We start from the raw sequence: 21,049 nt of genomic DNA on the forward strand, positions 1-21,049 counted from the left end.
TCCCCATCCCCCTCTTTCCCTGACTCCGGGTTAAAGCTTTCGTTGCGGGGGTCTTCGTTGGTGCCCTGGCCCCCCCCCTCCGGTCTGGGGGAGGGCCCCCGCACGGGGCGCCCGGGACCACGGCACGACGACCACGGCACGAAGGAGCGGGACATGCGGATTCTCATCTCGGGGGCGAGCGTCGCCGGGCCGGCGCTGGCGTACCGGCTGGTGCGCCAGGGGCACGACGTGACGGTCGTGGAGCGGGCCCCGGAGGTCCGGGCCGGCGGGTACGCGGTCGACTTCCGCGGCGAGGCCTTCGACGTGCTGGAGCGGATGGGCGTGCTGGACGAGGTGCGCGGCCACGACACGCGGATGCGGGGCACGGTGCTCGTCGACGCGGACGGCGCGCGGGTCGGCGAGCTGCCCCCCGAGGAGTTCTCGGGCGGCCTGGAGGTCCCCAAGGCGGACCTCACGCGCATCCTGCACCGCGTCACCGCCGAGGACGTCCGCTACGTCTTCGACGACTCGATCCGCGCGCTGACGCAGGACGAGGACGGCGTGCACGTCACGTTCGAGCGTTCGGCGCCTGGCACGTACGACCTGGTCGTCGGGGCGGACGGCGTCTGGTCGGCGGTCCGCCGGCTGGTGCTCGGCCCGCACGACGCCCACGTGCGCCACCTCGGCATGTCGGGCGCGGGCTTCACCACGGCCAACCGGTTCGGTCTCGACCACCAGGTGCTGCTGCAGGCGGTCCCCGGGCGCGCGGTGCTGGCGTTCAGCGCCCACGACGCGGAGCGGATGACGGTGAGCCTGTCGTTTGCGACGGACTCGGCCCGGGCCGACCGCCTCGGGCGTGCCCACCAGGAGGAGCTGGTCCGCGCCGCGTTCGAGGGCGCGGGCTGGGAGGTGCCGCGCCTCCTGCGCGACATGGCCGCCGCGGACGACTTCCTCTTCGCGTCCACCTGCCAGGTCGAGCTGGACCGCTGGTCCGTGGGCCGGGTCGTGCTGGTCGGCGACGCTGCCGCCTGCGCCGCCCCGACGTCGGGCATGGGCACGTCCCAGGCGCTGGTGGGCGCCGACGTCCTCGCGCGCAGCCTCAACGACGCCCTGGCCGCGGGCGGCGACCACAGGGACGCCTTCGCCGCGTACGAGCGCGAGCTGCGGCCGTCCGTTGCCGCGAACCAGGCGAAGGGCCGCGCGGCCGTCGCGCTGCTCGGCGGGTGACGGCCGCGCCGCCGGGGCCCAGGCAGCAGGCCTACCATCGGCCGGTGCCGACGATCGTGCTGACCACCGAGATCCCGTCGTCCACGGAGGCGTGCTTCGCGGCGAGCCTGTCGGTGGACGCCCACGCCGCGTCGATGAGCAGGTCGGGGGAGCGCGCGGTCGGCGGCGTGACGACGGGGCTCATGGGCCTCGGCGACACCGTCACCTGGCGGGCGCGGCACTTCGGGGTGCCGTTCCGGATGACGTCGCGGATCAGCGCGCACGACGCGCCGCACCGCTTCGTGGACGAGCAGGTGACCGGGCCGTTCCGGCGGTGGTGGCACGAGCACCGGTTCGAGGCCGTCCCCGGCGGCACGCTGATGACGGACGTCGTCGAGTTCACGTCGCCCGCCGGGCCGCTGGGCCGCCTGGTCGACCGTGTCGTCCTCACCGGGTACATGACGCGGCTGCTGCGCACCCGGAACCGGTGGCTCCTGGCGGCGCTCTCGCCGCGCGACTGAGCCGGCCGGCGGGCGCGAACGTGCGGGACACCACACCCGCCCCACGCCCCACGGTCAGGGGACGCCCAGCCGGTGCTGCCTACCCTGGGCGCGATGTTGCTCCAGGCTCCCGACGCGCCCGTGCGCGCCCTCGACGGCTCGCACCTCGACACCCGGGCGGTACGCGCGAGCCGGCCCGACGAACAGCTCGCCCGCCTCACCTCCGCGCCCGCGCTCCTGACCGGGCTGGTCGTCGTGACGCTGCTCGCCGCCGGCCCCTTCCGGCAGGTCGACGAGGCCGCGCACGGGTTCTGGGCCCGGCGTCTCACGCCCGGCCTGCAACCGCTCATCCAGCACGTGCTCGACCCGATCGCCGGGCAGGCGGTCTGCCTCCCGGTGCTGCTGGCCGTCGCCGGCACCCTCGCGTGGCGGCGTCGCACGTGGCGGCCGTTGTGGTGCGCGGCGATGGCGGAGCTCGCGTTCTACGGGGGAGTCGGCCTGCTGAAGGTGCTGCTCGCGCGGCCGGCGCCCACCACCGACGACGCCGACCTGTTCGACGGCGGGCTGCGTCAGCTCGGCTGGAGCGGGATCAGCTTCCCGTCCGGGCACGCCGCGGAGGCGGTGCTGATCTACGGCACCGCCGTGTACCTGGTCGGCCGCTGGACGCGCGCGTCCGCGCGCACGATGCGCTGGCTGCGTCTCCTGGTCGGCCTGGTCGCCCTCGACGCGGTGGCCGTGTCCTACTTCCTCGGCTGGCACTGGATCAGCGACCTGGTGGGCGGCCTGCTGGTCGGCGGGCTCCTGCTCCGGCTGCTCGTGGAGGCCGACCGCCGCGACTGGCGGCTGCGACCCCGGCGCGCGGTGGCGCGACACCTCTGACGCCCCCGACCTGTGCCCTTGCGCGGCGCGGGCGGCACTGGGAGCGTCGTCCGGATGAGCAGTCCTGCACCGTTCCCTCCGACGCGGGGCCGGCACGTCGCCGCCTTCGTGGGTGGCCTCCTCGTCGGCAACAGCGCCCCGCACCTGGCGTCCGCCGCGACGGGCCGTGAGCATCTCACCCCGCTGGCGGGCCGCCGGTCGTCGGCGCTGGTCAACCTCGCCTGGGGTGCGGCCAACCTCGCCGGCGGGCTGGCGCTCGTGCGCGCGGCGGCCGGGCCCGGCCGCCGGTGGGACCGCCGGCTCGTCGCGTTCGAGGCGGGCGTCGTGACGTTCGCGGCCTGGATGGCGGCCAGCGAGAGCCTGGCACCGCTCAACTCCGGGCCCGACGACGCCCACCGCGGCGGTCAGACGACGACGGCCGCGCCGGCGAGCACGAGGTAGACGCCCCCGGAGGTGGCGCCGAGGCGGCGCCGGGCGCGCTCGGAGGCGCGCAGCCGCCACGACATCCGGTCCGCGACGAGGGCGTACCCGCTGTCGACGAGGGCCGCGAGCACGACGAACGCGCCGCCGAGGATCGCGAGCTGCGGCGCGACCGCCCCGCGCCCCGGGTCGGTGAACTGGGGGAGGAACGCGAGGAAGAAGAGCGCCGTCTTCGGGTTGAGCACGTCCACGAGGACGCCGTCGGCGACGAGCCGCCACCCCCGCGGCGCGTCCTCACCCGTGGCCGCGGCCTCACGGGCCGGCGTCCCCGCGCCGCTCCCGGGCTCGGGCCGGAGGCGCGCGGCGCGCAGCTCGCGCACGCCGAGCCAGACGAGGTAGGCGGCACCGGCCCAGCGGACGACGCCGAACAGGACGGGCGACCGCTCGAGCAGGGCGGCCAGTCCGGCCGCGGCGGCCACCACGTGCAGGGCCGCCCCCGTCTCGAGCCCGACCATCGACAGCAGGCCCGCCCGTCGTCCGAGGGTGGTGCTGCGCGCGACGACGTACACGACCGACGGCCCGGGCACGGCGAGCGTGGCGAGGGACGCCCCGAGGAACCCGAGCAGCGCGGGCGCGGCCGGCAGCAGGCCGGTCACGGCCTGGGCGGAGGCGAGCGCCTGCGGGGTCATGGTGGGGAGAGAGGGGCCGGACGGTTGTCCGTGACACCCGTCCGGCGCCCCGGGTGCCGGCGCGGCGGGCGCGGACGAGGATGGCGGGCATGGCGGACTGGACGGTCGTGCAGGTCACGGACCCGGCGGAGCTCGTCGCGGCGTCCCACCTCTTCGACGCGCCCGTCCGGCCGGACGGAGCGGCCGACACGCTGTCGAGGCCCGGCCACGTCGTGCTCCTCGCGCGGGGGCCGGACGGGCGCGACGTCGGCTTCGTGTCCGGGGTGGAGATGCGGCACCCGGACAAGGAGCCGGAGATGTTCCTGTACGAGCTCGGCGTCGACGAGCCGTGGCGGCGTCAGGGCGTGGCGTCCGCGTTGCTCGCGGCCCTGCGCGACCACGCCCTCGCCCGCGGCTGCCGCGGGATGTGGACCGGCACGGAGGCGGACAACGTCGCCGCGCTCGCGAGCTACCGTGCCGCGGGCGCGCAGATCGACCGCGACTCCGTCTTCGTCGTCTGGGACGACCTGGCCGGCGCGCCCGCGGGCTGAGCGAGGCGGCTCAGTCCCAGACCCCGCGATCTCCGGCGACGAGCGCCTCGAGCATCAGCTCGTGCGGGCCGAACAGAGGGGTCGGCAGCGCGTCGAGGCGGAACCAGCCGAGGGCGACGGTCTCGGTGCCGTCCGCCCTGAGCTCGCCCGCCACGACCCCCGCGACGAGCGCCGTGACGACCGACTGGACGACGTCTCCGTTCGGGTAGGTGTGCGGCCGTGGCCCGGAGAAGACGCCGAGCAGGTCGTGCGGTTCCACGACGAGGCCTGTCTCCTCGAGGGTCTCGCGCACGGCGGCCTGCGACACGGTCTCGCCGAGCTCCAGCGCCCCACCGGGCAGGCCCCACGGACCGCCGGGCTCACCCCGTTGCTGCAGCAGCACCCGGGTCGAGCCGTCGTCGTCGTGCTCGAGGACGGCGCAGCAGGCAGCCGGCAGGAAGAGCGGGTCGTGGCCGACCACGGCACGCAGGCGCCGGACGTAGCTCTCGGGCCGGCTCCCCGGCTCGCGCCCTGGGTCGCTCGCTGGCTCGCTCACGGGCACCGACCCTAGCGGTGCGGGCTGCACGCTCAGCCGCGGAGCGCCGCCAGCCAGGGCAGGAGAACGGGCAGGACGGCGTCGGCCTGCATGGCGGACATGTGGTCCTTGCCGGGCAGCAGGGCGACGGTCCAGCCGGCGGCCTCGAGCTCGGGGCGCCGGCGGGCGACGGCGCCGGCGATGACGACCTCGACGTCGCCCCAGCCGGGGCCGTAGACGATGTCGTCGTCCGCGCCGACGACGGCGAGGCGCGGCACGCGCAGGGCGAGGGAAGCGGCGTCGTCGAAGTCGTCGAGCGACTCGTAGAGCGTCACGTACTGCCCGGTCTGCTCGGGGCTCTGCGTCATCTCGACGGAGCCCCAGTCGCCGGGCTCGGGGGCGGGCGTCGCCGCGGGCCGCGGGGCGTCGCGATGGGCGAGGGCCAGCCGGTGCGCGGCGCGGGTCACGGCGAGCATCGCGGCGTACGGGCCGTCGAGGGGCGGGTAACCGCCCATGGCCAGGCCGGTGAGGCGGTCGGTGCGCAGCGCGAGCTGCAGCCCGGCGAGCGCCAGCCACGAATAGCCGTAGTAGGCGAATCGGTCGGTACCCGCGGCGTCGGCGACGGCGAGGAGATCGTCCGCGACGGCGTCGGCCGTCAGCGTGCCGGGCCGGGGGTGGGCGGCGAGGTGGGCCTCGTAGTCGGCGGCGACGACGCGGAAGCCGGCGTCCGCGACCCTGTGCGCGAGGACGGCGCCGAGGTCGGGGTCGGCGCCCCAGGCGCGCATCGCGTCGGCCTGCGGCCCGTCGAGCGGGGCGGTCCGGACGGGGAGCAGGACGGCAGGGCCGTCGCCGAGCGTGGTGACGTCGAGGGACGATCCGTCGGGCAGGGCGGCGGTGGGCATGGCGGTCTCCAGCAAGGGGGCGAAGTTACGCCTTACACTGTAAGCAGATGAGAGGATCGGGGCAATGGACGACGTCGAGGAGCACGTTCGGCGGCTGTGGCGCCACCGGGGGGCGGAGCCCGCACCGGCGCGCCGCGGGCCGCGCCGACGTCTCGAGCTGGACGAGGTGCTCGACGCCGCGGTCGCCGTCGCCGACGCGGACGGGCTCGACGGCCTGTCGACGCGGGCCGTCGGCGCCCGGCTCGGGCTGAGCGCCATGGGCCTGTACCCGTACGTGGGCACCAAGGAGCAGCTGCTGGCGCTCGCGGAGGACCACGCCTCGGCGATGCCGGGCTGGCGCGACCCGGGCCCCGACCTGGCCGCCGACCTCGACGCCTGGGCGGGTCGCCTCTTCGCCCTGTACCGGGAGCACCCGTGGCTGGTGGACCTGCCGTGGGCCTCCGCGCCGGGCGGCCCGCAGCAGCAGGACTGGCTCGAGCGGCTGCTCGACGTCCTCGCGCGCCACGACGTGCCCCCGGCGTCCAGGGCCGCCGTGGTCACCGCCCTGTACGCCGTCGTCCGCGCCACCGCGCAGACCGCGGCCGAGTACGAGCGCCTGGACGCCGCGGGGGCCGAGGCCTGGCGGGAGCGCGCGGCGGCGACGCGGCGCCTCGTGCCGGACCTCGACGAGCGGTACCCGCGCGCGGCGGCGCTCGCGCCGCACGCGACCCACGACTGGCGGGACGCGCCGCGCGCCGCGGTGCGGCACGTGGTGGACGTCCTGTGCCACGGCCTGGCGCCCGGCGCCGAAAGGCCCTGACCCGCGAGGGCACCACGGCGAAATCTGTTGCCCGCCCGAGAGCGGCTCTGGAAGGGTGACGGCCGTGAACTCACCCTCGGGCCAGACCCCGGCCGACGCGGACGCCACGAGCCTCCTCGCCGCCTACGACGACCAGCTCCGCACCGACGCGGAGACGCCCAGCGCGCTGGCGGTCACCCGCCTCGGGCCGGTGCGGCTCGTGACCTTCGACGGCGGCCGCGGCTTCGTCACCTACCGGGACCTCGGCGGCGCGGACGCCGCGACGATCCGCGGCTTCGTCGCCTCCGCGCTCGCGCACTTCCGCGCCGACGCCACGATCACGAGCGTCGAGTGGAAGACCCGCGGCCACGACGTCGCGCCGGGCCTGCACGACGCGCTCGTCGACCACGGCTTCGTGCCCGAGGAGCCGGAGTCGATCATGATCGGCGAGGCGCGCTCGCTGGTCGCGGACGTGCCCCTGCCCGAGGGCGTGACGCTGCGCCGCGTCACCGACGAGGCGGACGTGCGGGCCATGTCCGCGATGGCGGACGAGGTGTTCGGCGACGACCCCGCCACGTCGGGCCACGCCGACTCGCTCCTGCGCCGCCAGGACCGCGACCCGGAGATGGAGCTGTGGGTCGCGGAGGCCGACGGGCTGGTGGTCAGCGCCGGGCGCCTCGAGCCGGTCCCGGGCACCGAGTTCGCCGGCCTGTGGGGCGGGTCGACCCGCCCGGAGTGGCGCGGCCGCGGCATCTACCGCGCGCTCACCTCCGCCCGCGCCGAGTCGGCGCTCGCGCGCGGCAAGCGGTACCTGAACAGCGACTCCACGGAGTTCTCCCGGCCCATCCTGGAGCGTTCCGGCCTGGTCAAGGTGTCGACGACGACGCCGTACGAGTGGCGGCGCTGAGCCGCACCACCGGCTGAGGAGGGGACGACGTGGGGCTCGACGACGACCCGTTCGACCACCGGGTCACCAAGGACGGCACGGTCCTGGTGAGCCGCGGCGGCCGGCTGGTCGTCACGGTCTCGGGCGCGCGGGCGGCGCGGCTGGTCGCGCTGCTCGGGCAGGACCCGGACACCGACCAGGAGCTCCTCGCGCGGGCCACCGGGAACTACCGGCGGGGCAACGAGAAGCGGGCGCACCGGCCGTGACCTGGCCCGACGCGGCGGGCCGCGTGTCCCGGTCCCGGTGCGTCGCCCTCCCTACACCCTGACGGCCCCCGCACGGAGAGATTGCACCCTCGCGAGAGGTCGCGCGCCGCGCGTCTGCGGGGGACTAAGGTCCGCCCTGGACCCGCACCGGCGCGGGAACGACACGACGACGAGGCCCGGAGCGGGCCCGAGCAAGGACGCAGGAGGGCACGTGGACCACGCCCGCGCTCCGCTCGCCAGGACGGCGGGCCGATGAGTCGCGCACGGCTGCTCGCGCGCCGTTCCGTCGCGCACCGGGGCCTCCTGGTCCTCGTCGCGCTGCTCGTCGCCACGGTGACGGCGGCGCTCGGCACGACGATCGGCACCGTCCGCGCCGCCGAGGCGCGGGTCATCGACGACGCGCTGACCCGCGGCGGCTCCCCGGGCGTCGTCACGGTCACGACCCGCCTCGCGGACGACCCCGCCGCGCAGGACGCGGCGATGCGCCAGGACGTCGAGGAGCTCTTCGGCGACGGCCCGTACGAGGTGACGCGCGCGGAGGTGCCCGACGACGACTCGGACGCCCCGTTCGTGCGCTGGACGATCACGCCGGACGTCGCCGCGACCACGCCCGACGACCTCCGCGCCTTCACGGCCGGGCAGGCCGCCCTCCTGGAGACGGTCCTCGCCGACGACGACATCCAGGTGCGGGGCGCTGAGATGACGGGGGACCTCGGGCAGCGGTCGGCGGACGCCACGGCGTCGCTGGGAGCGGCCTCGGCCGTCGCGCTGGTCCCGATGATGGTCCTGGCGCTCGCGGGCGTGATCGCCGTCGCGCAGGTCGCGCGCCTCCTCGCCGCCACCCGGGCGGGCGAGGTCCGCCTGCTCGTCTCCCGCGGCGCGTCGCCCGCCCAGCTCACGGCCGCCGCGGCGGCGGAGGCCGGCGTCGTCGTGCTGGTCGGGGCCGCGGCAGGGTGCGGCGCGGCGGTCGCAATGCTGGCATCGGAGGGCGTCTCCGGCGCCCTCGGCGACCTGCTCCCGTCCGCGGTCGGGTGCGCGCTGGCCGCGGTGCTCGTCGTGGTGGCCCTCGAGGGGCTCCAGGCGCGCGCCGCGGCGGCGCTGCGCCTGGTGGACACGTCGGGCCGGGCGCGGCAGGCGGCCACGTGGGGCACGGTGGTGCTGGTCCTGGTCGCCGCGACGGTGACCCTCTGGCTGCTGCGCCGCTACGGCTCGCCGCTCGTCCCGACCCCCGACGGTGGGCAGTCCGACCCGGCTGCGGCCGCGGCGCCCGCCCTCGCGCTCGCCGCCGCCGCGGTCGTGGCGGTCGTGCTGCTCGGGCCGCTGACCCGGGCCTGGGCGGCGCTCGCGGCCCGCCGCCCGGACACCCGCGTGCTCCCGGCCCGGCAGGTCGCGCGGCGGCTCGCCGTCACCGCCGTCCCGGTGGTGCTCGTGGTGGTGGCGGCCGGCAGCGTCGTGCTCGCCTCCGCCTTCGTCGGCACGGGCACCCAGCTGCGGCTGGCGTCGGCGGCCGTGGCATCCGGCAGCGACGTCCGCGTCGTCACGCACACCGGCACGCCGGGCCCCGTGGCGGGCTACGAGTCGCTGCCCGGCGCGGCGTCGGCCGCCCCCGCACGGATGTCGGAGGGCGCGGCGGACGACGTCCCCGTCTCGACGACGGGCCTGCCGGTCGACCGCATCGCCGGCACGGCGCTCGACCCGGGCGGCGAGGACGTCGGCGCGATGGCGGCGGCGCTGTCCGACCCGGACCTCTACGCCGAGAACCCGCGCCTCCCGGCGGGGACCGACGCGCTCGACCTCGCCGTCACCGGCGAGTACTTCATCGTGGACGAGTCCGTCACCCAGGACGTCGGCGCGCTGGGCGCGCCCCTGCCGTGGGCCGACGCGTGGGCTGGCGCGCCGCCGCCGATCGAGCGGGGGCGGCTCGAGGCGTTCGAGCTCTCGACCATCCCCCTGACGCTCTGGCTCGCGGACCCGGACGGGCAGCTCCTGCCCCTCGACGTCGGCACGCTGAACGTGGACGTCGACGGCATGGGCGACGAGGAGGACGCGATCGGCCCCGCCGAGAGCACGCTCGACCTGCGCGCGGCCGTACCCCCCGCGCCGGACGCCGCCGACGGGACGCCGGGGGAGTGGACCGTGGTCGCCTTCGACGTGGAGATGCCGGCCCCCGGGAACCGCGCGACGTCCCTGCGGCTGTCCGTCGACGAGATGGACGCGACCACGAGCGACGGCACCGCCACCCCCGTGGACGTCGAGAGCACGTCGTGGAACCTCGCCGGGCCGGACACCGACCGTGCCATCCCGTTCGGCGCCCGGCAGGGCACCGGGCTGACCCTCGCCTCGCGCGTCGAGTACCAGCAGATGTCCGCCCTGGTGCGCGTCGTGGGGGCGTCCGCAGGCCGCAAGGCGGTGCCCGCCGTCCTCACCCGCGACCTCGCCGGGATGATGGCCGTCACCGTCGGCGAGCGCACCGAGGTGCCTCTGGAGGGCGGCGACCGGCTCACCGTCGAGGTGGTCGACGTCGTGGACGTCGTGCCGGGCGCGCTCCACCCCGCCGCGGCGCTCGTCGGGCTCGCGGAGCTCCAGGCGGCGTCCCTCCACATGGACTCGACCGTGATCCCCGCCCAGGAGATGTGGGTCCGGGCGGCGCCCGGCGCCTCGGAGGCCGACGTCACCGCGCTCGGTGCGGCCGCCGGCGACGTCGCGCGGCAGGCCGACGGCGCCGACGGCGTCGTGGTGACCACCTCCACCGGTGGCGGCCGCTCGGACGCCGCGGGGCCCGTGCGGCGCGCGTTCTGGGTCGCGGCCCTCGCCGCCGTCGCGCTCGCCCTCGTGGGCGTGGGCGCGGTGAGCGTCGCGGCCGTGCGCGGGCGCCGCGGCGAGGTCGCGGTGCTGCGCGCCGTCGGGATGCCGCCGCGCGCGCAGGGGAACGACCGCGCCCTCGAGATCGCCGCCGTGACCGGCGCCGCGCTCCTCGTCGGACTCCTGGCGGGCTGGGCCGTGGCCGCCGCCACGGCCCCCGGCCTCGCCGAGGCCACCATCACGGGGTACGCCGTCGTGCCGCCCGCGTCCACCGCCCTCGCGCCGGCGGCTGCGCTCGTCCCCGGGGCCGCGCTCCTGGCCGGGCTGGCGGTCGTCGCCCTCGCGGTGCGCGCCGGCGTGGCCGCCCAGGCGCGCGAGGGCACCTACCGCGAGGAGGTGCGCTGATGCTCCGGCTGCTGCTGCGCCGGCACCTGCGCACCGCGTGGGGGTCGGCGGTCGTCCTGGCCGTGGTGACCGTGCTGGCCGCGGGCGCGGCCACGGCGGCCGCGCGCGCCGTCGCCGAGATGCGCGCCCACCAGGTCGTCTACGCCACCGAGCAGCTGTCCCCCCTGCGGCGCGACGTCGTCTCCCGGTCGGGGTCGGTCCCCGGCATGCCGGGCCCGACGGGCGCGCTCCCCGTCGAGCCACCGGCGGCGGAGCGGATCCCCTCCGAGCCGGACTGGATCGAGTTCCTCGACGGCATGGTGTCGCTGCGGGACGAGCAGCCGCGGCCGCTGCGCGACGTGCTGGGGGAGCCGTCCTTCGCGGTCTCCACGAAGGAGATGCTCACCGAGCAGGTTCCCGGCTCGGGCATCGAGATCCCGCAGGCCGTGTTCCGGGCGTCCCCGCGCCTGCAGGAGGACATGCGCCTCGTGGAGGGGGAGTGGCCCGAGCCGACCCCGGTGACGCTCGGCTACAACGGCCCCGAGGGCGACGTGCCGGTCCAGGGCGTGCTCACCCGCGAGGCCGCGGACACGCTCGGCTGGAAGGTCGGCGGCACCTACGCGCTCGAGGGGTGGAAGTTCCCCCCGCTGCAGGTGGTCGGGATCACCGAGCCCGTCGACGACGGGGCAGACGCCTGGTACCACCAGCCCTTCGGCCGCCGCGCCCAGCTGGGCATGACGCCGAACGGCTCGACCACCGCGGTCGCCGCCGTGTACGTGGACCCCGCGATGATCTCCGGGCTCGCCTTCCGCGGCCCCCAGACGGTCCTGTGGTACCCGGTGTCCGTGGAGGGCATCGAGTCGGGTGAGGTCCAGGCGCTCGCCGACCAGCTGCGCGGGTTCACCCACGAGACGCTGACGATCGTGCCGAACGACGCCGTGGAGCTCCAGGGGCGCACCACGCTGTCGGAGGTGCTCGACCAGCTGCTGCGCGACCGGGTGGCGACCGACGCGGTCCTCGCCGTCCTCGTCGTGGGGCCGCTGGGGGCGCTCGGCGCGGTCATGGTCCTGGCCGCCCGCCTCGTGGTGGAGCGGCGGCGCAGGGCGCTCGCCGTGCTGCTCGCGCGTGGCGCGACCGGGGGCTGGCTGCGCCTGCTCACCGCGGCGGAGGGCTTCGCCGTGAGCCTGCCCGCCGCCGTCCTCGGCGTGCTGCTCGGCCTGCTGGTGCGGCCGGGAGCCGTCACGGGTGTGCAGGTGCTGTGCGCGGCCGCGGCCGCGCTCGCCCCGGCCGTCGCGGCCGCGGCCGTGACCGTGCCGCGCTCGCTGCGCACCGAGCGCAGCGACGTGCGCGCGGCGACCGGGGGCCGCTGGCGGCGGACGGTGGAGCTGTCGGTGCTCGGCGTCGCGGCGCTCGCGGTGCTGCTCCTGCTGCGCCGGGGGGTCGTCGGCGGGGCAGGCGCCGGCGGCGTCGACCCGCTGCTCGCGGCGACCCCGCTCCTCGTGGCAGCCGCCGCCGCGCTGGTCGCGGTGCGCGCCATCCCGTGGCTGGCCCGCGGGCTCGAGCGGCTGCTGTCCCGGCGCCGCGACCTCGTGCCGTTCCTGGGCGCCGCGCGGGCCACGCGCGCGCCCGCGGGCGGCGTCGTCCCCGCGCTCGCGCTGGTCCTCGCGGTCTCGGTGGGGGCGTCGTCGGCGGTGGTGCTCACGACGATCGACGAGGGCGTCGCCCGGCAGGCCCAGGTGCGGCTCGGCGCCGACCTGCGCGTGGGAGGGCCGCTCCTGTCGGACGACGTCCTCACGACCATCCGCGACGTGGACGGCGTCGCCGAGGTCGCGCGGGCCACCCTCCTGCCGGAGGTGGGGCACCTGACGTGGCCGGACGGCCGCCACCGCACGGTGCAGGTGGTGGCCGTCGACGCGGCCGCGCTGGCGACCGTGCAGGAGGGCGTCCCCGAGGCGCCGCCGGACGTCGCGGCGCTCGCGTCGCCGGGCGCGGACGACACGCTCCCGTTCCTGGCGCTGCGGGTGCCGGGCGTCGACGCCGGGACCGAGGGCCTGGAGCTCGCCCTGCGGGACGAGACGGCGGACGTCGCGCCCCTCGGCACCGCCGGGCGCGTCCCGGGCGTCAGCGACGCGCCGTCGACCGTGGTGATGGACTCCGGGCTGCTCGCCGACCCGCTCGACATGGAGACGGAGCCGCGCAGCGCCCTGCTCTCGCTGGAGGACGGCGCGGACCCGGCCCGGGTCGCCGTGGCCCTGCGCGCGGCGGTCCCCGAGCTGACCGTGGACGACCTGCGCACCGAGACGGCCGAGGTGCTCGACTCGCCGGCCGCCCAGGGGATCACGACGGCGGCCCTGGTGGCCGTCGTGCTCGCCGGCGTCCTGGTGGCGCTCACGGTGGCGCTGACGCTCGTGCTCGCCGCGCCGGACCGGGAGCGCCTGCTGGGCGTGCTGCGCTCGATGGGCCTGCGCCGGTCGGAGTCGCGCGGGCTGGTCGCGTGGGAGGTCGCGCCGTGGGCGCTGGGCGCCCTGCTCGTCGGCGCGGCCGTGGGGGTGGGCGTGCCCGCGCTGCTGCACGCCACGGTGGACCTCACGCCGCTGACCGGCGGCGGCCCGCAGCCGGAGCTGAGCGTGGACCCGTGGCTCGTCGCCGCGGGAGTGGCCGGGTTCGTGGTGACGGTAGTCGTGGGGGCGTCCCTGGCCGCCGTCGTCGGCCGGCGGGGCGCGACGACGGAGCGGTTGCGGGAGGCGGCGGAATGAGGGAGGACGACAGGGTGGTGACGACATGGCGGTGACCCAGGAGGAGACGCCCGGGCCGGCGGCCGACGCGGTCGGTCCGGCGCTCGAGGAGATCCGCTGCCGCGGGCTCGTGCGGATCTTCGCGACCGACGGGATCGAGGTGCAGGCCCTGCAGGGCCTGGACCTCGCGGTGGAGCGCGGCGAGGTCGTCGCCGTCGTGGGCGCGTCCGGCTCGGGCAAGTCCACGCTGCTGAACATCCTGTCCGGGATGGACCTGCCCACGGCCGGCTCGGCGTCGGTCGCGGGCACGGACCTGCTGGCGATGACGCGCCGCGACCGGGTGCGCTACCAGCGGTCCACGGTGGGCTTCGTCTGGCAGCAGACGGGCCGCAACCTCCTGCCGTACCTCACGGCGGCGGAGAACGTCCGGGTGCCGCTGGAGATCGCGCGGACGGGCGCGCGCGCCGACCGCGCGGCGCGGGTGACCGACCTGCTGGAGATGCTCGAGGTGGGGCACCTCGCCGACCGGGTGCCGGCGCAGATGTCGGGCGGCCAGCAGCAGCGGGTCGCGATCGCGGTCGCCGTGGCCGGCTCGCCGCGCGTGCTCCTGGCCGACGAGCCCACCGGCGAGCTGGACGAGGCGACCAGCGCGGAGGTGCTGGAGTCGCTGCGCTCGGTGAACGCGGAGACGGGCGTGACCACGCTGATCGTCACGCACGACCCGGCGGTCTCGGAGCACGTCGCCCGGACCGTGCAGATCCGAGACGGGCGCACGTCCACCGAGGTGCTGCGGCGCACGGAGATCGACGAGGACGGCGCGCAGCGGCACGTGGCCGAGGAGTTCGCGGTGCTGGACCGGGTGGGCCGCATGCAGCTGCCCCAGGACTTCGTCAGCGCGCTGGACCTGCGCGACCGCGTGCGCCTCGCGCTGGAGGAGGACCACGTGGAGGTCCGGCCGGACGGGCGTCGGGGCCGGTCGGAGGAGGAGCGATGAGCGTCACCACGACGAGCCCGCAGGCGACGGCGGTCCTGCGCGCGACGGACGTGTCGCGGGTCTACGGCTCGGGCGCGGGCGAGGTCCGCGCCCTGGAGGACGTGTCGGTCGAGGTCGGCGCGGGCGAGCTCGTGGTGGTCGTCGGCCCGTCGGGGTCGGGCAAGTCCACGCTGCTGCACCTGCTCGGCGGCCTGGACCGCCCGACGTCGGGCACCGTGCACCTCGGCGCGGACCCGGCGGCCGAGGGCGGCCCGGGCGCGACGGAGCGCGAGCTCGGCGGCCTCGGCGAGGACGAGCTGCACGCGGTGCGGCGCACCGAGATCGGCTTCGTGTTCCAGTCGTTCGGGCTGGTGCCCGTGCTGTCCGCGGCGGAGAACGTGGAGGTGCCCCTGCGGCTGGCGCGCGTGGACGCGGCGCAGCGCGCGTCCCGGGTCGCGGAGGCGCTCGAGGCGGTGGGCCTCGCGGACCACGCCGACCAGCGACCGTACGAGCTCTCGGGCGGGCAGCAGCAGCGCGTCGGGGTGGCCCGGGCGCTGGTGGCGCGGCCGCGGGTGCTGCTCGCGGACGAGCCGACCGGGCAGCTCGACTCGGCCACGGCCCGGCGCGTCATGGTGCTGCTGCGCGACCTCGTGCACTCCCGCGGGGTGGCGGCGGTGGTGGCGACCCACGACCCCGAGCTGGTGGCGATGGCCGACCGCGTGCTGGTGGTGCGCGACGGCCGGCTGGTGACCCTCCCGTGAGTGGTCCTGGAAGTTGCGAGCAGATACCGGAATGGTCACGGTTCCGGGCGCAAACCGGACCAAGGGTATGACCAAGGGCCGAGACGTGACTAGGCTCACCGGCGCACAGTGCAGTGCGCGCGCACACGCGCCTGTACCTCACCGAGGGGTGACCCCCTCCGGTGAGCGACCCAACTCAGGAGGACACGTGACACCTCGACGACGACTTGCAGGCATCGGGGCCTTTACCCTGACCTCGGCCCTGCTGCTGTCCGCGTGCGGTGGCGGTTCCGGGGACGACCCCGAGGCCACGGGCGGCGACGGCGGCCCGACGACCGGCATCGTGACGGTCAGCAACGGCGAGCCGCAGAACCCGCTCATCCCGACGATGACCAACGAGACGTACGGCTCGAAGGTCATCAACAACCTCTTCGCCGGCCTGGTGTACTACGACGCCGATGGCGCCGTGCACAACGAGATGGCCGAGTCCATCGAGACGGACGACCAGCAGACGTACACGATCACGCTCAAGGACGGCTGGAAGTTCACCGACGGCACCCCGGTGACCGCGGACAGCTTCGTGAAGGCGTGGAACTACGGCGCCAAGCTGTCGAACAAGCAGAACCTCTCGTACTTCTTCGAGCCCATCGAGGGCTTCTCGTACGAGAAGGACTCGGAGCTGACGGGCCTCAAGGTCGTGTCGGACACCGAGTTCACCGTGAAGCTGACGCAGCCGGAGTCCGACTTCAAGACCCGTCTGGGCTACGCGGCGTTCATGCCGCTGCCGGACTCGTTCTTCGACGACCCGAAGGCTGCCGGTGAGAAGCCGGTCGGCAACGGCCCGTACAAGCTGAAGTCGTGGGAGCACAACGACCAGATCTCGCTGGAGCCCAACGCCGACTACAACGGTGACCGCAAGGCTCAGAACGGCGGCATCGACCTGATCGCCTACACCGAGGAGGACACGGCGTACAACGACCTCCTCTCGGGCAACCTGGACATCGTCACCAACGTCCCGTCGTCGGCCTTCGCCACGTTCGAGGACGAGCTGGGCGACCGCGCGGTCAACCAGCCGGCGGCCGTCATCCAGGTCGTCAACGTCCCGGAGTACCTGCCCGAGTGGGGCGGCGAGGCCGGCCACATGCGCCGCAAGGCCGTGTCGATGGCGATCAACCGCGACGAGATCACCAAGACGATCTACAACGGCTCCCGCACGCCGGCGAAGGACTTCAGCTCGCCGGTCATCGACGGGTGGTCCGACGACGTCGAGGGCAACGAGGTCCTGAACTACGACCCCGAGGGCGCCAAGAAGCTGTGGGACGAGGCCGAGGGCATCTCGAAGTTCGGTGACCAGCCGATCACGATCGCCTCGAACGCCGACTCCGACCACCAGACCTGGGTGGACGCGGTCTGCAACAACATCCGTAGCGCGCTCGGCGTCGACTGCGAGTTCGCGCCGTTCCCGACGTTCGACGAGTTCCTCGACGCTCGCGACAACGAGACCCTCAAGGGCCTGTTCCGCGGCGGCTGGCAGGCCGACTACCCGGCCATGAGCAACTTCCTCGGGCCGATCTACGGCACGGGTGCCGGTTCGAACGACATGGGCTACTCGAACAAGGAGTTCGACGCGAAGCTCAAGGAGGCGAACGGCCAGTCCGACCCGACCAAGGCGCTCGAGCTCTACAAGCAGGCCCAGACGATCCTCTTCGAGGACATGCCTGGCATCCCGCTGTGGTACCAGAACGTGACCGCCGGTTACGGCGAGGACGTCGACAACGTCGTCTTCGGCTGGGACAGCGACCCGCTGCTGTACCAGGTCACGAAGGAGAAGTGACGCTCAGCCGGTGAGGTCGACCGGCCCGGGACGAGCAGGCCGGACGCCCGGTCTGCCCGTCCTGGGCCGGTCGTCCGATTCGGATGCCGCCGACGACGTCCTGTAGCGTCGCGGGCGGCCACCCGACGTGAGGGGGGCGGGGTGTGCCGACGACGCACGCCCCGCCCCCGAGCCTGTCCGGGCAACGACGGCCGGACAACGACCCGTAGCCCGGGGGATCCCCGGAGCGAACGAGGAGAATAGACACATGCTCTGGTATCTCGGACGCAGGCTCTTGCAGATGATCCCTGTGTTCCTGGGGGCGACCCTCCTGCTGTACGCGATGGTGTTCCTGCGGCCCGGTGACCCCGTGGCCGGCCTCGGCGGGGAGCGTGGGCTCCCCGAGGCGGTGCAGGAGCAGATCCGCGCGGAGTACAACCTCGACAAGCCGTTCATCGTCCAGTACCTGCTGTTCCTGCGTGGCGTGTTCACGCTGAACTTCGGGGTGGACTTCCGTGGTCGTGAGATCACGGACGTGATGGCGCAGGCGTTCCCCATCACCTTCCAGCTCGCCATCATGGCCCTCATCCTCGAGGGCGTCTTCGGCATCTTCTTCGGCCTCATCGCCGGGATGCGCAAGGGCGGCTTCTTCGACGCGACCGTGCTGGTCATCAGCCTCGTGGTCATCGCCGTGCCGACGTTCGTCATCGGCTTCGTCATGCAGTTCGTCTTCGGCGTGAAGCTGGGGTGGTTCCCCGTCAGCGTCGGCAACGATCCAGGCCTGTACGAGCTGTTCTTACCCGCGGTCGTGCTGGCGGCGACGTCGTTCGCGTACGTGCTGCGGCTGACCCGCACGTCCGTCGGCGAGAACCTCAGCGCCGACTACGTGCGCACCGCGCGTGCGAAGGGCCTGCGCCGCTCGCAGGTCACCGGCCGCCACGTGCTGCGCAACTCGCTCATCCCCGTGGTGACCTTCCTCGGCGCCGACCTGGGCAACCTCATGGCCGGGGCGATCGTCACCGAGGGCATCTTCAACATCAAGGGCGTCGGCGGCACGCTGTACCAGGCGATCATCCGCGGCGAGAACGTCACGGTCGTGGCGATCACCACCGTGCTGGTCCTCGTGTACATCCTCGCGAATCTGCTCGTCGACCTCCTCTACGCCGCCCTCGACCCGAGGATCCGTTATGCCTGAGAACCGTTTCGAGACCGTGCCCGGCGGACGGCGACCCCGTCCCGGGCAGGAGCACTTCGCCGCCGAGGTGGACGAGGGCGGCCTCGGCGCCGTCGACGCGGTCAAGACCGACGCGGCCCCCTCGGGCCTGTGGCGCGAGGCGTGGCGGGACATGCGCCGCCGGCCCCTGTTCTGGGTGTCGGCCGCGATCATCCTGCTCGTGGTGCTCGTGGCGGCCTTCCCGGGTCTGTTCACCAGCATCCACCCGCGGTTCGACTGCGTGCTGTCCAAGTCGCTCGCCGGCCCCGAGCCCGGGCACCCGTTCGGCTTCGACAAGCAGGGCTGCGACATCTACTCCCGCACGATCTACGGCGCGCGGGCCTCGGTGCTCGTGGGCGTCATGTCGACCGTGATGGTGGTCATCCTCGGCACCGCCATGGGCGCCGTCGCCGGCTACTACGGCGGTTGGTTCGACGCCGTGCTGTCGCGCATCACCGACATCTTCTTCGCGATCCCGCTGGTGCTGGCCGCCATCGTCTTCATGTCGGTCACCACCAACCGCACCAGCTTCACCGTGGCGTTCGTGCTCGCGGCGTTCGGCTGGACGTCCATCGCCCGCATCACGCGCGGCACCGTGATGTCCGTGAAGAACAACGAGTTCGTCACGGCCGCCCGCTCTCTCGGCATGGGCCGCGGCAGGATCCTGCTCCAGCACGTGCTGCCCAACTCGGCGGCCCCGATCATCGTGTACGCGACGGTCGCGCTGGGCACCTTCATCGTCGCGGAGGCGACGCTGAGCTTCCTCGGCATCGGCCTGCCGCCCAGCACCGTCTCGTGGGGCGGCGACATCAGCATGGCGCAGAAGTCCATCCGCGTGGCCCCGGAGATCCTCTTCTACCCGGCCGGCGGCCTCGCCCTCACGGTGCTCGGCTTCATCATGATGGGCGACGTCGTGCGCGACGCCCTCGACCCGAAGGCACGGAAGCGATGACGACACAGTTCCCAGTGACGAACGGCAACCTGCCCGCCGGTGGGGGCGACGGCTCGACCTATGAGGCCGGGACCGACAAGCCGCTGCTCGCGATCCGCGACCTGCAGGTCACCTTCACCACCGCCGAGGGTGACGTGCACGCCGTGCGCGGCGCCGACATCACCGTCTACCCGGGCCAGTCGGTCGCGATCGTGGGCGAGTCGGGCTCCGGCAAGTCGACCACGGCGCACGCCGTGATCGACCTGCTCCCGGGGACCGGCAAGGTTACGGGCGGCAGCATCATGTTCGACGGTCGCGAGATCGTCGGGCTGCCCCGCACGGAGATCGAGGCGATGCGCGGCCGCGACATCGGCCTCGTCCCGCAGGACCCGATGTCGAACCTCAACCCGGTGTGGCGCATCGGCACCCAGATCGAGGAGGCCCTCAAGGCGAACGGCTTCGAGGGCGGCAAGAAGGAGCGCAAGGACCGCGTCGCGGGCCTGCTCCAGGAGGCCGGCCTGCCCGACGCCGCGCGGCGGGCGCGCCAGTTCCCGCACGAGTTCTCCGGCGGCATGCGCCAGCGCTCGCTCATCGCGATCGGGCTGGCCTCGCGGCCGAAGCTCCTCATCGCGGACGAGCCGACGTCGGCGCTCGACGTGACCGTGCAGCGGCAGATCCTCGACCACCTCGAGGTCCTCACGCAGGAGCTCGGCACCGCCGTCCTGTTCATCACGCACGACCTGGGCCTGGCCGCTGAGCGCGCCGAGCACCTCGTGGTGATGTTCAAGGGCCGCGTGGTCGAGTCGGGCCCGGCCCGGCAGATCCTCGCCGACCCGCAGCACCCGTACACGAAGCGCCTGGTCGCCTCGGCGCCGTCGCTCGCGTCCCGCCGCATCCAGGTGGCGCGCGAGGCCGGCGAGGAGTCCGACGACCTGCTGGCCCCGGACCTCGACGCCACGGTGCCCCGCGCCGGGGCGAAGGCCGCGGGCCCGACGGACATCGTCGTGGCGCGCAACCTCACCAAGGTGTTCACCATCCGCGGCAGCCGGCCGGGGTCGGCGACGGAGTTCAAGGCCGTCGACGACGTGAGCTTCACCCTCAAGCGCGGGCACACGCTCGCGCTGGTGGGGGAGTCGGGCTCCGGCAAGTCGACGGCCGCGAACATGGTGCTCGGCCTGCTCGACATCACCTCGGGCAGCGTGGAGTTCGACGGCCAGGACATCGCGACGCACTCCACCAAGGAGGCGTTCGCGTTCCGCCGCCGGATCCAGCCGGTGTTCCAGAACCCGTACGGCTCGCTCGACCCGACGTACTCGATCTTCCGCTCGATCGAGGAGCCGCTCGTCCTGCACAAGGTGGGCTCCAAGAAGGAGCGTGAGAAGCGGGTGCGGGAGCTGCTCGACATGGTGGCCCTGCCCCAGTCGGCGATGCGCCGGTTCCCGAACGAGCTCTCCGGCGGCCAGCGCCAGCGCATCGCCATCGCGCGCGCGCTCGCCCTGCGCCCCGAGGTGATCGTGCTCGACGAGGCCGTCTCGGCCCTCGACGTGCTGGTCCAGGCGCAGATCCTCGACCTGCTGGGCACCCTGCAGTCGGAGCTGGGCCTGTCGTACCTGTTCATCACGCACGACCTCGCGGTGGTCCGCCAGATCGCGGACCAGGTCGTCGTGATGCAGACCGGCAAGGTCGTGGAGCAGGCGACCACCGACGAGGTGTTCGACAACCCGCGCGAGCAGTACACGCGCGACCTGCTCGCCGCCATCCCGGGCGCCGGGCTGGAGGGGTCCGCGATCGCGGGCTGACGAGAAGCACCATCTCGGTGGGGGGGGACCCAGCGCAGCCGGGCGGGCCCCCCCCCCCCTTCCTTGCCCCCCCCTCCGTGTCCAAGGAAGGGGGACGGCGCGTTTTCTTC

At 74.8% G+C, this 21,049-nt stretch carries 19 protein-coding genes; 16 read left to right on the forward strand and 3 right to left on the reverse strand.

All coding sequences use genetic code 11. The annotated features are described in order from the left end of the window. The first annotated feature begins 153 nt into the window (after nt 1–153). The 4 genes from ACWF41_RS11520 (at nt 154) to ACWF41_RS11535 (ending at nt 3,005) form a co-directional block, all read left to right on the forward strand. Nucleotides 154–1,206: an FAD-dependent monooxygenase gene (locus ACWF41_RS11520; protein ID WP_380317400.1), complete on the forward strand. Its 1,053-nt coding sequence runs from the start codon at nt 154–156 to the stop codon at nt 1,204–1,206. A 44-nt stretch (nt 1,207–1,250) separates the two neighbouring features. After that, nucleotides 1,251–1,706 carry an SRPBCC family protein gene (locus ACWF41_RS11525; protein WP_380317403.1) on the forward strand — a complete coding sequence of 152 codons (456 nt, stop codon included), beginning with the start codon at nt 1,251–1,253 and terminating at the stop codon, nt 1,704–1,706. Between the two features lie 93 nt (nt 1,707–1,799). Beyond that, the gene (locus ACWF41_RS11530) at nt 1,800–2,564 is read left to right on the forward strand and encodes a phosphatase PAP2 family protein (RefSeq protein ID WP_380317406.1); all 765 of its coding nucleotides are present in this window, start codon (nt 1,800–1,802) and stop codon (nt 2,562–2,564) included. A gap of 54 nt (nt 2,565–2,618) precedes the next feature. Then, nucleotides 2,619–3,005 (forward strand): hypothetical protein, encoded by a 387-nt coding sequence (locus ACWF41_RS11535; protein ID WP_380317408.1) that lies wholly within the window; start codon nt 2,619–2,621, stop codon nt 3,003–3,005. Here the strand turns inward: ACWF41_RS11535 and ACWF41_RS11540 are convergent. Next, the gene (locus ACWF41_RS11540) at nt 2,969–3,673 is read right to left on the reverse strand and encodes a LysE family translocator (RefSeq protein WP_380317411.1); all 705 of its coding nucleotides are present in this window, start codon (nt 3,671–3,673) and stop codon (nt 2,969–2,971) included. The two genes, ACWF41_RS11535 and ACWF41_RS11540, sit on opposite strands and share 37 nt — an antisense overlap. 89 nt (nt 3,674–3,762) lie before the next feature. On the opposite strand from ACWF41_RS11540, the gene ACWF41_RS11545 reads away from it, so the two are divergent. After that, on the forward strand, nt 3,763–4,203 hold the full coding sequence (locus ACWF41_RS11545) for a GNAT family N-acetyltransferase (protein ID WP_380317414.1): 441 nt from the start codon (nt 3,763–3,765) through the stop codon (nt 4,201–4,203). A gap of 10 nt (nt 4,204–4,213) precedes the next feature. On the opposite strand, the gene ACWF41_RS11550 is transcribed toward ACWF41_RS11545, so the two are convergent. Beyond that, nucleotides 4,214–4,738, reverse strand: a complete 525-nt coding sequence (locus ACWF41_RS11550) for an NUDIX domain-containing protein (protein WP_380317416.1) — start codon at nt 4,736–4,738, stop codon at nt 4,214–4,216. 32 nt (nt 4,739–4,770) lie between these two features. After that, a complete protein-coding gene (locus tag ACWF41_RS11555) occupies nt 4,771–5,634 on the reverse strand; it encodes an alpha/beta fold hydrolase (RefSeq protein WP_380346734.1) in 864 nt (287 codons plus the stop codon). A 49-nt stretch (nt 5,635–5,683) separates the two neighbouring features. Between ACWF41_RS11555 and ACWF41_RS11560 the strand changes: the two genes are divergently transcribed. The 11 genes from ACWF41_RS11560 (at nt 5,684) to ACWF41_RS11610 (ending at nt 20,939) form a co-directional block, all read left to right on the forward strand. Continuing rightward, nucleotides 5,684–6,418: a TetR/AcrR family transcriptional regulator gene (locus ACWF41_RS11560; protein ID WP_380317421.1), complete on the forward strand. Its 735-nt coding sequence runs from the start codon at nt 5,684–5,686 to the stop codon at nt 6,416–6,418. A gap of 64 nt (nt 6,419–6,482) precedes the next feature. Further along, nucleotides 6,483–7,304, forward strand: a complete 822-nt coding sequence (locus ACWF41_RS11565) for a GNAT family N-acetyltransferase (protein ID WP_380317424.1) — start codon at nt 6,483–6,485, stop codon at nt 7,302–7,304. 29 nt (nt 7,305–7,333) lie between these two features. Next, complete coding sequence (locus ACWF41_RS11570; RefSeq protein ID WP_380317427.1) at nt 7,334–7,549, forward strand: hypothetical protein; 216 nt, start codon at nt 7,334–7,336, stop codon at nt 7,547–7,549. A 252-nt stretch (nt 7,550–7,801) separates the two neighbouring features. Then, complete coding sequence (locus tag ACWF41_RS11575) at nt 7,802–10,756, forward strand: FtsX-like permease family protein (protein ID WP_380317430.1); 2,955 nt, start codon at nt 7,802–7,804, stop codon at nt 10,754–10,756. Continuing rightward, the gene (locus tag ACWF41_RS11580) at nt 10,756–13,491 is read left to right on the forward strand and encodes an FtsX-like permease family protein (RefSeq protein ID WP_380346736.1); all 2,736 of its coding nucleotides are present in this window, start codon (nt 10,756–10,758) and stop codon (nt 13,489–13,491) included. Before ACWF41_RS11575 ends, ACWF41_RS11580 begins: the two co-directional genes overlap by 1 nt. A 25-nt stretch (nt 13,492–13,516) precedes the next feature. Beyond that, nucleotides 13,517–14,464, forward strand: coding sequence for an ABC transporter ATP-binding protein (locus ACWF41_RS11585; RefSeq protein WP_380326647.1), 948 nt, complete (start codon nt 13,517–13,519; stop codon nt 14,462–14,464). Next, nucleotides 14,461–15,204, forward strand: coding sequence for an ABC transporter ATP-binding protein (locus tag ACWF41_RS11590; RefSeq protein ID WP_380326650.1), 744 nt, complete (start codon nt 14,461–14,463; stop codon nt 15,202–15,204). The genes ACWF41_RS11585 and ACWF41_RS11590 overlap by 4 nt, the downstream gene beginning before the upstream one ends. A 187-nt stretch (nt 15,205–15,391) precedes the next feature. Then, nucleotides 15,392–17,017 (forward strand): peptide ABC transporter substrate-binding protein, encoded by a 1,626-nt coding sequence (locus tag ACWF41_RS11595; protein ID WP_380326653.1) that lies wholly within the window; start codon nt 15,392–15,394, stop codon nt 17,015–17,017. Between the two features lie 247 nt (nt 17,018–17,264). Further along, entirely contained in the window at nt 17,265–18,191 is a 927-nt protein-coding gene (locus ACWF41_RS11600) for an ABC transporter permease (protein WP_380326854.1), read from the forward strand. Next, nucleotides 18,184–19,161: an ABC transporter permease gene (locus tag ACWF41_RS11605; protein WP_380326857.1), complete on the forward strand. Its 978-nt coding sequence runs from the start codon at nt 18,184–18,186 to the stop codon at nt 19,159–19,161. The genes ACWF41_RS11600 and ACWF41_RS11605 overlap by 8 nt, the downstream gene beginning before the upstream one ends. Continuing rightward, a complete protein-coding gene (locus ACWF41_RS11610; protein WP_380326860.1) occupies nt 19,158–20,939 on the forward strand; it encodes a dipeptide ABC transporter ATP-binding protein in 1,782 nt (593 codons plus the stop codon). Before ACWF41_RS11605 ends, ACWF41_RS11610 begins: the two co-directional genes overlap by 4 nt. The last annotated feature ends 110 nt before the right edge of the window (nt 20,940–21,049 follow it).

This window comes from Isoptericola sp. NPDC055063, from assembly GCF_053608125.1.